A 14,617-nucleotide genomic window follows, 5' to 3' on the forward strand; every position below is an offset into this window, starting at 1 on the left:
GGGGGGTCAGCCCTCGCCGAACCAGAGTTTGGGTTCCGCGAATTCCACGGAATTGCCCGCGGGATCGCGCAGATAGAGCGAGCGGGCGCCGTTGGGCCAGGTGAAATCGGCCTCTATCGGGTGGCCGGCGGCGATCAGCCGGCTGCGCCAGGCCGTTATTTCATCCGCTGTGGCCGCGAAACAGACATGGCCCGGCCCCCGCGCCCCGTGCGGTGGCACCGGCAGGCCGGCGCGGGAGGGCGGTTTCACGGTTTCGGCGGGGTTGAAGATCAGCAGGATCGTGCCGCCGACGCGGTAGAAGACATGGCGGTTCCCGGCGCGGACCAGTTTTTCCAGCCCCAGGAGCGCGCCGTAGAAGCCTTCGGCCGCATCCAGATCGCCAGCATAGAGCGCGGCTTCGAGGATGTCGGCGGGCGGGGGGGATTTTTGCTCTGGCCGGGTCATGGCGCAACACTAGCTTGTCTTTGGTGCGTTGTCATGCACGCCTGCCTGCGGCCCTGTGGATAACCGTCACATCCCTGTCACGGATTCGTTTTACCCCTGACCGCGACAAACACTGCATCTAGCGGGGCTTGTCAGGCGTGTTGCGCCATATATAGTTATCCACATGCTGGGGCGGGGTCGTCCTGCCTCTGGGCCAGAATCGGGCAGTCGGGGTGAAGGCGGAGTCGCTACTATGGACGGAGATTTCAGGACAAGTTTCGTGAGGGAGCCCAGTTCTCTCAAGCATTATCCGGCGCTGGTGCTGAACGCGGATTACCGGCCGCTTTCCTATTACCCGCTGTCGCTCTGGCCATGGCAGGAGGCGGTGAAGGCGGCGTTTCTGGACCGGGTCGATATCGTTGCCGAATACGACCAGTTCGTGCGAAGTCCGACAACCGAGATCAGGATCCCGTCGGTTGTTGTTCTGAAAGATTATGTCAAACCTCAAAAGCGCGTGGCCTTCACGCGCTTTAATTTGTTTTTGAGGGATGAATTTTCCTGCCAGTATTGCGGGGCGCGGGGCGATCTGACCTTCGATCATGTGGTGCCGCGGGCGCGCGGCGGGGTGACGAGCTGGGAAAACGTCGTTGCCGCCTGTTCGCGCTGCAACCTCAAGAAGGGCTCGAAAAGCCTGCGCCAGGTGGGCATGTCGCTGCGCAAACCGCCGCGCCAGCCCGCCGCCGAAGAGCTGCGCAACATGGGGCGGAAGTTTCCGCCGAACTACCTGCATGAAAGCTGGCTCGATTTCCTGTATTGGGATGCCGAACTGGAAGCGTGACGCGGGGCCTTTCGCGGCTTGCCGCCAAGGTGCTAAGCTTGCCCGAGCAGCGTGGTTGCAGTGGCCGTGTTTGCGACACCTGTAATGCTGTGGGGACGAAATGGTTTCACGTGTCATACCGGTTGACCCTTTCGACCTGATCATTTTCGGCGGCACCGGCGATCTGGCCCGGCGCAAGATATTGCCGGCGCTCTATCGGCGGTTCTGGGCCGGGCAGATGCCGCCCGAGGCGCGCATCATCGGCGCGGCCCGTGCCGCGCATGACGATGCCGAATATCGCGCGATGATCCGGGCGGCGATTGGCGAGTTCGTGGCCCCCGAAAAGCAGGAGCCGGCAACGGTGGACGCATTTCTGGAGCGTGTGCGCTATCTGACGCTCGATGCGCGGGGCGACGATGGCTGGGATGCGCTGTGCGGCATGATGCGCAACGGCGTGGTGCAGGCGTTTTACTTCTCGGTCGGGCCGGGCCTGTTCGGGGATCTGGCCGAACGGCTGCACCGGCACGGGATCGCCGATGCCGAAAGCCGTATCGTGGTGGAAAAGCCCTTTGGCCATGATCTGCAGAGCGCGCGCGCGCTGAACGCCACGCTGGCGCAGCATTTCGATGAGCATCAGATCTACCGGATCGATCATTATCTGGGCAAGGAAACGGTACAGAACCTGATGGCCGTCCGTTTCGGCAACATGCTGTTCGAGCCGCTGTGGAATGCGCGCAATGTCGATCACATCCAGATCACCGTGGCTGAAACCGTGGGGGTTGGCGGGCGCGGCGACTATTATGACCGCTCGGGCGCGATGCGCGACATGGTGCAGAACCATATGATGCAGCTTTTGTGCCTGATCGCGATGGAGCCGCCCTATGCGTTCGAATCCGATGCGGTGCGCGACGAAAAGCTGAAGGTGATCCGCGCGCTGGATCCGGTGGCGCCCGGCGACATCGTGCGCGGCCAGTATGGCGGCGACAGTGGCGGGCCGGGCTATCTGGAGGATGTCGAAAATCCCGACAGCCTGACCGAGAGCTTTATCGCGCTGAAGGTGCATATCTCCAACTGGCGGTGGAAGGGGACGCCGTTCTACCTGCGCACCGGCAAGCGGATGCGGGCGCGCACGTCGGAGATCGCCATCGTGTTCAAGGACCCGCCGCATTCGATCTTCGGCGTGCAGGAGCGGCAGAAGGCCAACGTGCTGGTCATCCGGCTGCAGCCGAACGAGGGCATCAACCTGCGCGTGACGATCAAGGAACCGGGGCCGGGCGGGATGCGCCTGGTCGAGGTGCCGCTGGACATGTCGTTCAAGGAGGCGCTGGGGCCCGAGGCCGAGGATATTCCGGATGCCTATGAACGGCTGATCATGGATGTGATCCGCGGCAACCAGACCCTGTTCATGCGTGGTGACGAGGTCGAGGCGGCCTGGGCCTGGACCGATCCGATCATCGCCGATTGGGAAGAGCGGGGCGACCGGCCGCGCCTCTATGAGGCCGGCAGTTCGGGCCCCGAGGATGCGCTGATGCTGATGCACAAGGACGGGCGCCGCTGGCGGGAGGTCAAGGCGTGAAGCTGGTCGAATACCCGGACCGGGATCTGATGATGATGGCGCTGGCCGATCGCATCGCCAGCGAGCTGGCCGCGGCCTTGCGTGTGGCCGATCACGCAACGCTGGCGGTGCCCGGCGGCACGACGCCCGGCCCGGTATTCGACACGCTGTGCGCCGTCGATCTGGAGTGGCAGCGGGTGCGCGTCATGCTGACCGATGAACGCTGGGTGCCCGAAAGCTCTGCCCGGTCGAACACGCGCCTGCTGCGCGAACGGCTGCTGGTGGACAAGGCCGCCGCGGCGACGCTGGTGCCGCTTTATGCGGATGCGCCCGCCCCCGAGGACAGGCTGGCAGAGCTTGCCGAAGGGGTCGAGGCGGCTTTGCCGATCTCTGTGCTGGTGCTGGGCATGGGCGCGGATATGCACACGGCCTCTCTGTTTCCCGGGGCCGACCGGCTGCCGGAGGCCCTGTCTGACAGCGCGCCGGCGCTGATGGCGATGCGCGCGCCCGGCGCGCCAGAGCCGCGGGTCACGCTGACCGCGCCGGTGCTGCGCGGGGCGCTGCATGTTCATCTGGTGATCACCGGCGCCGAAAAGCGGGCCGCTGTTAACCAGGCAGAGAAACTGAACGACCCGCTGAAAGCGCCGGTCGCCACGATCCTTAAATATGCAACCGTTCATTGGGCTGAATAGATGATGGAAATTTGGAAGACCCTCGGTGAAAAGGCCGAGGCCGTGAAACAGCGACGGATCGCGGAATTGTTCGAAAAGGACAACAGGCCGGCGGGGTTCTCCGCCAGCCTTGACGAGATGATGTTGGATTTTTCCAAAACGAATATTGATGACGAAACCCTTTCCCTGCTGCTTTCGCTGGCGCGCGAAAGCGGCGTGGCCGCCCGGCGCGATGCGATGTTCGCGGGCGAGAAGATCAACGAAACCGAAGGCCGCGCCGTGCTGCACACCGCCCTGCGCCGCCGCGAAGGCGTGGTGATGGTCGATGGCGTCGACGTGATGCCGGGCGTGCACCGCACGCTGGAACGGATGGAGGCGTTTGCTGATGCGGTGCGGTCCGGCGCCTTCACCGGGCAGGGTGGGCGGATCACCGATGTGGTCAACATCGGTATCGGCGGGTCGGATCTCGGCCCGGCGATGGCGGTGCAGGCGCTGGCCTCTTACGCCGACGGGCCGCGCTGCCATTTCGTGTCGAATGTCGATGGCGCCCATATCATGCAGGCGATGAGGGGGCTGGATCTGAGCACCACGCTGGTTATCGTTGCCTCCAAGACCTTCACCACGATCGAAACCATGACCAATGCCGAAACCGCCCGCGCCATGATGGCCGAAGCGGTGGACGATCCCGTGGCGCAGTTCGTCGCGCTGTCTTCTGCCGTGGAAAAGACGGGGGCCTTCGGCATCCCGGCCGAGCGCGTCTTCGGGTTCGAGGATTGGGTCGGCGGGCGCTATTCGATGTGGGGGCCGATCGGGCTGTCGATCATGATCGCCGTGGGGCCGGAAAACTTTCGCGCCGTCCTGCGCGGGGCCGAAGCGATGGACAGACATTTCTGCAGCGCCCCCTTCGCGGAGAACCTGCCGGTTCTGCTGGCGCTGGTGGGGCTGTGGCACAACCAGTTCTGCGGCTATCCCACCCGCGCGGTGCTGCCCTATGACCAACAGCTTGCCCGGCTTCCGGCCTATCTGCAGCAGCTCGAGATGGAGAGCAACGGCAAGCGTGTGGCGATGGACGGGTCAGACCTGACGGTGCCCTCCGGGCCTGTGGTCTGGGGCGAGCCGGGCACCAATGGCCAGCATGCGTTCTATCAGCTGATCCATCAGGGGCCATCGGTGGTGCCTTGCGAATTCCTCGTGGCTGCCGAGGGCAACGAGCTTGGCCGGTCGCGGCACCATCTGCTGCTGGTCGCGAATTGTCTGGCCCAGTCAAAGGCGTTGATGCAGGGGCGCAGCCTGACGGTCGCGCGCGAGATGATGACGCGCGCCGGGCTAAGCGGTGAAGAGCTGGAGCGGCAGGCGCGCCACCGTGTCTTTCCCGGCAACCGGCCCTCGACCACGCTTGTGTATCCCAAGCTCACGCCCGAGATGCTGGGCCGCATCGTGGCGCTGTACGAGCACCGTGTGTTTGTCGAAGGGGTGATCCTGGGGATCAACAGTTTCGATCAATGGGGGGTGGAGCTGGGCAAGGAACTGGCGAAATCGCTGGAGCCTGTGCTGGCCGGAGACAAAAGTGACGAGGGGCTGGATGGTTCCACCCGCCATCTGCTGGCCTATCTGCGCGCCCGTTGAGGGGCGCCAAGGTGCCGGGAAGCTGGAGCGGGTGAAGGGAATCGAACCCTCGTCTTAAGCTTGGGAAGCTCCTGCTCTACCATTGAGCTACACCCGCCCGGAGCTTTCAGATAGTCAAAGCCAACGGGCCGGTCAAGCGGAAGTGTCAGCCGCGCCGCCGCCTGCGCCGCCCGGCCGCGGCCCCGTCGCCCCCGGTGTTGAAGGACGGGTTCGGCAAGCTTACGACCTTTGCCAGTTCGGGGAAGGGATCGGTGGCGTGGGGCAGGGCGTTGGCGGCGATGAAATGCTCCTGAAAGCGGGGCTCGACGGCGGTTTCCACCTTGTGGATGCGCCCCACCACCTGTTCGATCTCGGTGCGGGCGGCAAGGTTGCACAGCGCGATCCGCGCGCCGGTTCCGGCGGCGTTGCCCGCCGACATCACCCTGTCCAGCGGCGCGTCGGGGATCATGCCCAGCACCATCGCGTGTTTCGGGCTGATATGCGCGCCGAAGGCGCCGGCCAGCACCACGCGGTCCACCTTGTCCACGCCCATCTCGTCCATCAGCAGGCGCGCGCCGGCGTACAACGCGGATTTCGCGAGCTGGATCGCCCGGATATCGCCCTGTGTCACGGTGATGCGCGGCCCGCCATCGGCGCTGCCATCGTAAAGCAGATAGCTTTGGGTGCGTCCCTCGGGCTCCATCCGCGATGTTCCGGTTTGCCCGGCCGCGCCGATCAGGCCCGAGGCATCCACAAGCCCGGCCATGCGCATTTCGGCTACCGCCTCGATGATGCCCGAGCCGCAGATGCCGGTGACACCGGTCGTGGCGGTGGCTGCGGCAAAGCCGCTGTCATCCGACCACAGATCGCAGCCGATCACCCTGAAGCGCGGCTCTTTCGTCTCCGGGTCGATCTGCACCCGTTCGATGGCGCCGGGCGCGGCGCGCTGGCCAGAGCTGATCTGCGCGCCCTCGAAGGCCGGCCCGGTGGGCGATGAACAGGCGAGCACGCGCTCCTTGTTGCCCAGCAGGATCTCGGCATTGGTGCCGACATCGACGATCAGCACCAGATCCTCGGATCGATAGGGCTCTTCCGAAAGCGCCACGGCGGCGGCATCGGCCCCCACATGCCCCGCGATACAGGGCAGGATATAGACCCGCGCCGCCGGGTTGACCGCCGTCAGGTCAAGCTCGGCGGCATCCAGCGAGAGAGACGAGGAGGTGGCCAGCGCAAAAGGCGCCTGGCCAAGCTCCACCGGGTCGATTCCCAGCAGCAGGTGGTGCATCACCGGATTGCAGACAAAGCTGGCCTCGACGATGGTGCGCGCGTCTATCCCGGCCTCCGCGGCGAGGGAGGCCGCCAGATCGTTGAGCGCTTGGCGCACCGCCGCGGTCATCTCCCTGTCGCCGCCGGGGTTCATCATGACATAGGACACCCGGCTCATCAGATCTTCGCCAAAGCGGATCTGCGGGTTCATGATGCCGGCCGATGCGCGCACCTCGCCGTTGACCAGATCGCACAGATGCGCGGCGATGGTGGTGGAGCCCAGATCGATGGCCAACCCGTAAAGGGCGCCGTCATGAAACCCCGGCCACAGGTCGATCAGGCGGGGGGCGGCGCCGGTGTGATCATGGTGGATGGCTACCGTGACCTGCCAGTTGCCCTTGCGCAGGATCGGCTGAAGGCGGGAGAGAACCGGCAGCGGGGCGGTCAGCCCGTCGATGCCCCATTGCGCCGACAGCGCCTTTTGCAGCCGCTCGAAATCGCCCGAAGGCTCGTGCATGTCGGGCTCTTCGACCTGCACAAGGCAAAGCCGGGTGGCCGGATCCATGGTGATGGCGCGGGCGGTGGCCTCTTTGCGCACCACCTGTTTGTGCACCTGGCTTTCGGGTGGCACGTCGATCACCACATCGCCCTGAATGGTGGCCTGACAGCCAAGCCGGCGGCCCGGTTTCAGCCCGCGCAGCCGGTCATAGCGTTCCTCCACGGCGTTGACGGCGCTCAACGCATCATCGGCGACGCGCACCCCGTGTTTGGAGAAGTCGCCATAAGAGGGCGAGACCTGACATTTGGAGCAGATGCCCCGGCCGCCGCAGACCGAATCAAGATCGACGCCAAGCTGCCGCGCGGCGGTCAGAACCGGGGTGCCGAGGGCGAAGCGCCCGCGCTTGCCCGACGGGGTGAAAATGACAAGGGGCATCTGATCGGTCATGATATTCTGTTCAGCCGGGTGATTTCGGCCCCGCAACGCAAAGAAGATTTTTCACGAAAAATCTTCGGGTCCAAAAATTTTCGTGAAAATTTTTCTAACAGATGAGTTTCACTTCGGTCGGATCGCAGATGATCACGAATTGCGCGCCGCATTCGATCATGTGAAACCCGCGCTTGCGCACTTCCAGCTCCAGCCGCTGCCGGCCGATCTTGCGTTCCACATCCACGATCTTGCGCCGCACCACGCCGCCGTTTGCCGCGGATTTCGCGGCAAATACCTGGTTCAACCAGATGTCGTTGGCGTGGATCGGGCGCATATAGCTCATGCGCCGATCCTGCCGTGCCCATGGTTAACATCATGTTACCCACGCCGCCGCCGCCGCCCGCCACGCCCGCCGCCCGCCGCCGCCTCGGACGCTTTGGAGGCATCGGGAAACGGCGTGCCCTCGGCCACCGCATCCAGCACGCGGGAAAACTTGATCCAGTCATAGCCGTTGGCATCGTGGTTCATCAGGAAATTGGCGGCGCGGATCGCCTCCATCTCGACCGGGCGGACCGGATTCATGATGGCGCTGGTCATGCCCGCGCCGATCGCCATCGGCAGGAAGGCGGCGTTGATGCCGTGGCGATGCGGCAGCCCGAAAGAGATGTTCGACGCACCGCAGGTGGTGTTCACACCCAGTTCCTCGCGCAGGCGGCGCACCAGGGCAAAGACCTGCTGCCCGGCGGTGGCCATCGCCCCGATCGGCATCACCAGCGGATCGACCACGATGTCATGCGCCGGAATGCCGAAATCGGCGGCGCGCTCGACGATCTTCCTGGCCACCGCGAAGCGCACATCGGGATCTTCGGAAATGCCGGTATCGTCGTTCGAGATCGCCACCACGGGCACGTTGTATTTCTTGACCAGAGGCAGCACCAGTTCCAGACGCTCTTCCTCGCCCGTGACCGAGTTCAGAAGCGGGCGACCCTGGGCCACCTGCAGCCCGGCCTCCAGCGCGCCGGGAACCGAACTGTCGATGCACAGCGGCACATCCACCAGCCCCTGCACCAGCTCGATCACGCTGCGCATCAGCGGCGGCTCGGTCTCGTTGGGGTTGGGGTTGGAGTTGTAGACAACGCCGGCGTTCACATCCAGAACCATCGCCCCGCAGGCCACCTGTTCCAGCGCGTCCTTTTCCACGGTGGAAAAATCGCCCGCTTCCAGTTCGGCGGCCAGTTTCTTGCGTCCGGTCGGGTTGATGCGTTCGCCGATCACGCAGAACGGTTCGTCGAAACCGATGGTGACGGTCTTGGTCTTGGATTCGATGACGGTGCGGGTCATTCCGTGGTCCTCAGGTTTGATCGGCCGGGCGGGCGGCGTGTTCTACGGCCCAGTTTGCACTGGCTCTTATGCCGCCCAGCGGGAAGAAATGCACGGCCTCAATGTTGAAGGCCGGATGCCTGGCCTTTTGCGCGGCCAGTTCGGCGATGAAATCGGTCGGCTCGAACGGCACGACCAGGCGGGTCACGTCTTTCGCGCGCTTTTGCAGCACTTTCAGCGACGGGCCGACGCCGCAGGACACCGCGAAGCGGATCAGCGTCTGCAGCTTGGCGGGGCCGGCCACGCCGATGTGGATCGGCAGGCGGATACCCTCGGCGCGCAGCCGCTCGGCCCAGGCGATGACCGGTGCGGCCTCGAAACAGAACTGGGTGGCGATCGCCATTTCCGCGTCGGTGCGCTCGGCAAAAGCCTGCTTCCAGCGCAGCGCCTGCATCACGTTGCGGTCCGATCCGTCCGGGTCGATGTCGCGGCTGCCTTCGGGGTGGCCGGCCACGTGCAGGCGCCGGAAGCCGGCCTTGTCGAACAGCCCGGTTTCCAGCAGTTGCATGGAATTCTCGAACGCGCCGCGCGGCGCGGCCAGCCCGCCCGCCAGAAGCAGCGCCTGATCGACACCGGCCTCGCCCTGATAGCGGGCAATCCAGTCGGCGAGCATGGGCGCGTCGGCGACAAGGCGGGCCGGAACATGCGGCATGACGCAAAACCCGTCGCCCGCCAGACGCTTCGCCGTCGCCACCATATCCTCGATCGGGGTGCCGTCGATATGCGCGATGTAAACGCGTGTGCGCTCGGGCAGCAACGCACGGAAATCCTCGATCTTTTCGGCGGTGCGCGGCATCACCTCGATGGAAAAGCCTTTCAGAAAGGCTTCGATCTGCGCTGTTTCGGTGGCGCGCCGGGTTGCGCGGCTGTTGAACTGCAATAATGCCATTGTCGCCTTCCAGAGTCTCTCGGGGTTCAGTTCCATCCGGAATTGGCGATCAGCGCTTTCAGCCTTGCGTCGTCATACTCGGCTTCGAGTCGCGCGGCCTGAGCTGATGCGATCTCTTCGGGCGTGCCATCGACCGTGAAGGGGGCCGCCTTGCGCCATTCGGCCAGATAGGCGTCGGCCTCCCGCGCGCCCACCTTCATCGCGCAACGGTCGATCGCCTGTTCGAACCGTTCGGCCAGCACGCGTTTCGACCCGCGCCGGCCCTTGCCGACGATCACCTGGGCCGGAATGTCGCGCCAATAGACGATGGTGACGTCGGGCATCGCTGATTCCCCTGCTTTCCGTTCTTCGCTTCTACGCCGTCCCGGGGTCTGCGCGGCGCCGGTTTTCGACATGGCGCGCGCATCTAGCGACTTCGGGCGGCATCACCTTTAGTCCAGCGGCCTGAAAACGGCCACATCGGGGAGTTGGAAAAATCCTCAACAAGATCATGAGGCCGCTGCGCAAGGGGCCGGCGCACGCGATGCCACGCTTGCGAAACCGGCGCGCTGCCCCTAACTTGGGCATAACTTGAGTTGGAGGGCGATCAGGATGGCGCCCAAGCGTCCCGATGGTGCGGGCGCGTTCCCGAAACCGGTCGCAACCCCCGCGCCTGATACGCCAGACCCGGCGGAGCTTTATGCCGCGCTGGATCTGGGCACGAATAGCTGCCGGATGCTGATTGCCCAGCCGAAGGGCAATCAGTTCCACGTGGTCGACAGCTTTTCCAAGGCTGTTCAGCTTGGCACCGGGCTCGAGGCCTCGGGGCGGCTGTCGCGTGCCTCGATCGGGCGCACGGTGCAGGCGCTGCGCATCTGCAAGGGCAAGCTGGAGCGGCACAATGTCGTGCGGATGCGGCTGGTCGCGACAGAGGCCTGCCGGCGCGCCCGCAACGCGCGCGATTTCATTCGTCTGGTGCGGCGCGAAACCGGTCTGGGGCTGGAGATCATCGAGCCCGAGGAAGAGGCGCGGCTGGCCGTGGTATCCTGCGCGCCGCTGGTGTCGACCCGGACAGAACAGCTTTTGGTGGTCGATATCGGCGGCGGCTCGACAGAGCTTGTGTGGATCGACCTGTGTTCGGTGCCGCGGGCCGAGCGCCCGCGCGCGATCATGCGGCTGCATGCGGGGTTCCACCCGGCCGAAAGCCCGTTTGCCGCGGCCAAGGTCGTGGACTGGATCTCGGTGCCGCTGGGGGTGGCCACGCTGAAGGACCAGTTCGAGGATGTGGAGGACGATGCCGCCCGGTTCGCGCTGATGAGCTGGTTCTTCGAGGAAAACCTGGCGAATTTCTCGCCCTACGCGTCGGAACAGCCGCGCGAGGGGTTTCAGATCATCGGCACCTCGGGCACGGTCACCACGGTGGCGGCGTCTTTTCTGGGGTTGCGGCGCTATGACCGCAACAAGGTGGACGGGCTGCGCATGACCTCGGACCAGATCGACCGGGTGATCCGCGACTATCTGCTGCTGGGTCCCGAGGGGCGGCGCAGCGACCCGCGCATCGGGCGCGACCGGCATGCGCTGATCATGTCTGGGGCGGCGATCCTGCAGGCGCTGATGCGGATCTGGCCGACCGACCGGCTGTCGGTGGCCGACCGGGGGCTGCGCGAAGGGCTGCTCTATGCCCAGATGAGCGCGGATGGCGTGCTGGAAGACGGCCCGTTCTGAGGCGCACTTGTGCCGGCGGCACGTTTGCGGCATGCGCGGTGTCTGGATATTTTTGGAAAGATGAAGACAGGGCGCATTTGCGCGGGGTTTGTGAGTATGGCAACGAAAAAGACCAGCGGGCGCGGGCAGCGTGATCTGAGGGTGAAGGTCAAGAGCGCGCGGGGGCGCAAGCTTTCGTCGACGCTGTGGCTGGAGCGGCAGCTGAACGATCCTTATGTGAAACGCGCGAAGGCCGAGGGGTTTCGCGGGCGGGCGGCGTTCAAGATCTCGGAGCTGGATGACCGCTACCGGTTTCTGGTGCCCGGCGCGCGGGTGGTCGATCTGGGCTGCGCGCCCGGCGGCTGGTGCCAGGTGGCGGTGAAGCGGGTCAATGCGCTGGGGGAAAAGCAGGGCAAGGCCATCGGCACCGTTCTGGGCGTCGATCTGCAGGAGGTGGAACCGATCGCCGGGGCGGAGATCCATCAGCTCGATTTCCTCGAAGACGATGCCGACGAGAAGGTGAAGCAATGGCTGGGCGGTCGGGCCGATGTGGTGATGTCGGACATGGCGGCCTCGTCTTCGGGGCACAAACAGACCGATCACCTTCGGATCATCGCGCTGTGCGAGGCGGCGGCCTATTTCGCCTTCGACGTGCTGGACGAGGGGGGCACGTTCGTGGCCAAGGTTCTGGCCGGTGGCGCCGAGGGAGAGTTGCAGAAGCTGCTGAAGCAGCGGTTCGCGAAGGTGGCGAATGTGAAGCCGCCGGCCAGCCGGTCGGACAGTTCCGAGAAATTCGTGGTTGCCACCGGGTATCACCGTGTGGATGACGCGGAAGACTGAGTTCGGGGTGCCCGAAACGAAATCTTAGGGTTTTGCGGCAAGGGTGGCGGGGGCCATGCGGCATTTGGGGCTGCCGGGCCATTTCGCCGGGGGGCAGACCGCATGACCATTGAATTCCCGCATGACGGCGCGGCGCGCGCGTTCGAGTTTTCCACGGCGGAATTCGACGCTCTGTCGCGCGTTCTGCATGACTGGGCCGGGATCCGCCTGCCGCGATCGAAGCAGGGGGGTGTCTATGCCCGGGTGAAGCCGCGCCTTGCCGCGCTTGGTCTTGGGACTTTCGCGGAGTATTGCGCCCTTGTCGCCAGCGGCGCGGGGCAGGCGGAACGGTCTGCGCTGATGGGGGTGCTGGGGCTTCGGGATACCGGGTTTTTCCGGCATCCGCAGCAGTTCGAGCATCTGCGCCGGTGCCTTGCGCCGCTGGCGGACAGGGCGCGCCGCGGCGGGCGGGTGCGGCTTTGGTCGGCGGGCTGCGCGACCGGGGAGGAGGCTTACAGCCTTGGTCTCGCCCTGCTGTCGCTTGGTGCGGATCTGCCCGAACGGGATGTGAGGATTCTGGCCACCGATATCGATCCGGTCATTCTGTGCCACGCGGAGGCGGGTATTTACGACGGCGACGCGGCCCTTGCCGTGCCCGAGGCTCTGCGGCCCCTGAACACGGGTCCGGACGGTGCGCTGCATATGCCGGAGGAATTGCGCCGGATCATCGCCTTTCGGGCGCTGGATCTGAGAGATGGCTGGCCGTTCAGGGGCGGGTTCGACATCATCTTCTGCCGGGGCGTGATCTGTCATTTCGATCTGGCCACGCGCGAGGAGGTATTGGAGCGTCTGGCGCTGCGCCTTGTTCCGGACGGGGTGCTTTATCTTGGGCCGGGCGCGCGCCTGAGCGGTGCGGCAAGCCGGCTTTTGCAGCCATCGGGCGCAGCGGCCTTTGTCCGGCGGGGATGAGGCCGATGCCGGTTCCCCGGCCCCGGTTCAGAAATCTTCCCAGCCTTGCGGAGCAGGGGCATCTGCCGCCACGGCGCGACGGGACGTGAAGACAGGCAAGCAGGCGGGGGCGGGCTCGGCCAGGGAGACGCGGAAATGGGCGGTGCGTTGAATGAGGAATTCGGCGCGCCGCGCGATGGATCGCGCCGTTGCCGCCGCGCCGGACGGTGCCGGCGGAAGCGGCGGGTGAAGAAGCAGCGGCGCGCTTTCGCCACGCGGGGCTTGCGCATCCGGGGTCGGGCGGGCTGCGGCGCGTGGCGCAGCCTCTGCCGCCCGCGCCAGGTGCAGCGCTTCGCCGTGGATGGCAAAGGCGGCTTCCAGCAGGTCCGCGACCGTGTCGTTCAGCAGGGAGAGGGCCGCGTTGAAATCATCACGGACAGGTTCGGCCCGGCCAGCGCCGCCGGGCAGGCGATGGGTCAGGTCCCCCCGGGCGACCGCGCGGATCCCCCCATGGAGCTCTTGCACAAGCTGCACCAGCGCCGCCTCGTCGGTCACAGGCTCTCTGAACCCGGCCGATGGGAAGTTGCCGTTCGAAACCATGATGCCGCGCCCTTCGCCACCCGCCTGATCCTTGGCAATCATGCGGACAAGAGGTAAAGGGCGGCCTAATGCGGATGGCGCGCGCTAGATCATGCTGCGCAGAAGGGGGATTTTCTCTTTCATCGCCGCATAGCCCTGATCGATGGCCTCGGCGGCGTTGCCGAAATCCAGAATGCTCATGTGGCCGAGGTTGAGATCCACCATGATGTTGGGCGGGTCACCGGCCAAGCGGCTGCGCCGGATCTGATCGGTCATGAAGTTGATCGAATTGGTGAGAACATCCATATAACCGGGCGGTTTGCGGCGGCTTTTCTTCTTTGGGGCCAGATAGCTTTTCAGCGCCGGTTTCAGCGCGACGGGCGCAGCGTCGATAAGGGTTTCCAGCCCGAATTCCGGCCCGTCGACGATCTCTTCGGCGGCGCGTGTCGGGGTGAAGACGCGGGAGTTCGGATTGACCGCGATGGTGATATGCGCGCCAAGCGCGCGGCAGCCCGACACCGGAACCGGATTGCTCATCCCGCCGTCAAGAAGCCAGCGTTCCTGGTGCCAGACCGGGGACAGAATGCCGGGAATGCCGATGGAGGCCCGCACCGCCTTTACCAGATCGCCCTCTCGCAGCCAGACTTCGCAGCCGGCGTAAAGATCGCTGGCCACCGCGAGGAAAGGTTTGTCCAGATCGGAAAACGAGGGTTTGAAGCCGAGGCTGCGCAGCTTTCGGTCGATGGACTTGCCTTCGATCAGCCCGCCCGAAGCGATGTTGACATCGAGCATCCGGGCCACCGTGACCTGCGAGATGGAGCGCGCGAAATCTTCGAGCGGGTCCAGCACGCCCGATACATAGGCCGCGCCGACAAGGGAGCCCATCGAGGCACCGCAAATCATGTCGGGGGCGAGGCTCTCTTCCTCGAGCGCGCGCAGCACGCCGATATGGCACCAGCCCCGCGCGCCGCCGCTTCCCAGTGCCAATCCCAACTTCACTGCCATCGGGCCTCCCTCATGCCCGGCGCCCGCGCGACGCCTGAGCCGTGCGATG

The 14,617-nt window shown here is 65.4% G+C and carries 15 protein-coding genes and 1 tRNA gene; 7 read left to right on the forward strand and 9 right to left on the reverse strand.

The genetic code is table 11. The features are described from left to right. Positions 1–6: 6 nt before the first annotated feature. Positions 7–444, reverse strand: a complete 438-nt coding sequence (locus TQ29_RS07775) for a VOC family protein (protein ID WP_052071269.1) — start codon at positions 442–444, stop codon at positions 7–9. Between the two features lie 232 nt (positions 445–676). Here TQ29_RS07775 and TQ29_RS07780 point away from each other — a divergent pair, with 232 nt between their 5' ends. From TQ29_RS07780 to pgi, 4 genes are all read left to right on the forward strand, one after another. Next, entirely contained in the window at positions 677–1,261 is a 585-nt protein-coding gene (locus tag TQ29_RS07780; RefSeq protein WP_054538693.1) for an HNH endonuclease, read from the forward strand. 100 nt (positions 1,262–1,361) lie between these two features. Then, the gene (gene zwf / locus TQ29_RS07785) at positions 1,362–2,816 is read left to right on the forward strand and encodes a glucose-6-phosphate dehydrogenase (RefSeq protein ID WP_054538694.1); all 1,455 of its coding nucleotides are present in this window, start codon (positions 1,362–1,364) and stop codon (positions 2,814–2,816) included. After that, positions 2,813–3,487 (forward strand): 6-phosphogluconolactonase, encoded by a 675-nt coding sequence (gene pgl / locus TQ29_RS07790; RefSeq protein ID WP_054538695.1) that lies wholly within the window; start codon positions 2,813–2,815, stop codon positions 3,485–3,487. Before zwf ends, pgl begins: the two co-directional genes overlap by 4 nt. Continuing rightward, positions 3,488–5,092 carry a glucose-6-phosphate isomerase gene (gene pgi / locus TQ29_RS07795; protein ID WP_054538696.1) on the forward strand — a complete coding sequence of 535 codons (1,605 nt, stop codon included), beginning with the start codon at positions 3,488–3,490 and terminating at the stop codon, positions 5,090–5,092. A 23-nt stretch (positions 5,093–5,115) separates the two neighbouring features. Here the strand turns inward: pgi and TQ29_RS07800 are convergent. The 6 genes from TQ29_RS07800 to TQ29_RS07825 all read right to left on the reverse strand — a co-directional run bounded on the left by TQ29_RS07800 (position 5,116) and on the right by TQ29_RS07825 (position 9,857). Then, positions 5,116–5,189: transfer RNA gene (locus tag TQ29_RS07800), tRNA-Gly, on the reverse strand. A 48-nt stretch (positions 5,190–5,237) separates the two neighbouring features. Further along, positions 5,238–7,283, reverse strand: a complete 2,046-nt coding sequence (locus TQ29_RS07805; protein ID WP_173585958.1) for an ASKHA domain-containing protein — start codon at positions 7,281–7,283, stop codon at positions 5,238–5,240. Positions 7,284–7,377: 94 nt separating this feature from the next. Beyond that, complete coding sequence (locus tag TQ29_RS07810; protein ID WP_054538697.1) at positions 7,378–7,608, reverse strand: hypothetical protein; 231 nt, start codon at positions 7,606–7,608, stop codon at positions 7,378–7,380. Between the two features lie 35 nt (positions 7,609–7,643). Further along, positions 7,644–8,606, reverse strand: coding sequence for a methyltetrahydrofolate cobalamin methyltransferase (locus TQ29_RS07815; RefSeq protein ID WP_037205653.1), 963 nt, complete (start codon positions 8,604–8,606; stop codon positions 7,644–7,646). Positions 8,607–8,616: 10 nt separating this feature from the next. Beyond that, on the reverse strand, positions 8,617–9,534 hold the full coding sequence (locus TQ29_RS07820) for a hypothetical protein (protein ID WP_054538698.1): 918 nt from the start codon (positions 9,532–9,534) through the stop codon (positions 8,617–8,619). A gap of 26 nt (positions 9,535–9,560) precedes the next feature. Next, positions 9,561–9,857: a virulence factor gene (locus tag TQ29_RS07825; protein WP_054538699.1), complete on the reverse strand. Its 297-nt coding sequence runs from the start codon at positions 9,855–9,857 to the stop codon at positions 9,561–9,563. 268 nt (positions 9,858–10,125) lie between these two features. Between TQ29_RS07825 and TQ29_RS07830 the strand changes: the two genes are divergently transcribed. The 3 genes from TQ29_RS07830 to TQ29_RS07840 all read left to right on the forward strand — a co-directional run bounded on the left by TQ29_RS07830 (position 10,126) and on the right by TQ29_RS07840 (position 13,005). Beyond that, the gene (locus tag TQ29_RS07830) at positions 10,126–11,238 is read left to right on the forward strand and encodes a Ppx/GppA phosphatase family protein (protein ID WP_037205661.1); all 1,113 of its coding nucleotides are present in this window, start codon (positions 10,126–10,128) and stop codon (positions 11,236–11,238) included. 96 nt (positions 11,239–11,334) lie between these two features. After that, positions 11,335–12,057, forward strand: coding sequence for an RlmE family RNA methyltransferase (locus tag TQ29_RS07835; RefSeq protein ID WP_037205663.1), 723 nt, complete (start codon positions 11,335–11,337; stop codon positions 12,055–12,057). 102 nt (positions 12,058–12,159) lie between these two features. Further along, positions 12,160–13,005, forward strand: coding sequence for a protein-glutamate O-methyltransferase CheR (locus TQ29_RS07840; RefSeq protein ID WP_054538700.1), 846 nt, complete (start codon positions 12,160–12,162; stop codon positions 13,003–13,005). 27 nt (positions 13,006–13,032) lie between these two features. Here the strand turns inward: TQ29_RS07840 and TQ29_RS07845 are convergent, their stop codons facing one another. After that, positions 13,033–13,626: a hypothetical protein gene (locus tag TQ29_RS07845; RefSeq protein ID WP_054538701.1), complete on the reverse strand. Its 594-nt coding sequence runs from the start codon at positions 13,624–13,626 to the stop codon at positions 13,033–13,035. 42 nt (positions 13,627–13,668) lie between these two features. Next, positions 13,669–14,568: a patatin-like phospholipase family protein gene (locus TQ29_RS07850; protein ID WP_054538702.1), complete on the reverse strand. Its 900-nt coding sequence runs from the start codon at positions 14,566–14,568 to the stop codon at positions 13,669–13,671. Between the last annotated feature and the right edge of the window lie 49 nt (positions 14,569–14,617).

Origin of the sequence: Actibacterium sp. EMB200-NS6, from assembly GCF_001305615.1 — a bacterium.
Taxonomy (GTDB): domain Bacteria; phylum Pseudomonadota; class Alphaproteobacteria; order Rhodobacterales; family Rhodobacteraceae; genus Actibacterium_A; species Actibacterium_A naphthalenivorans.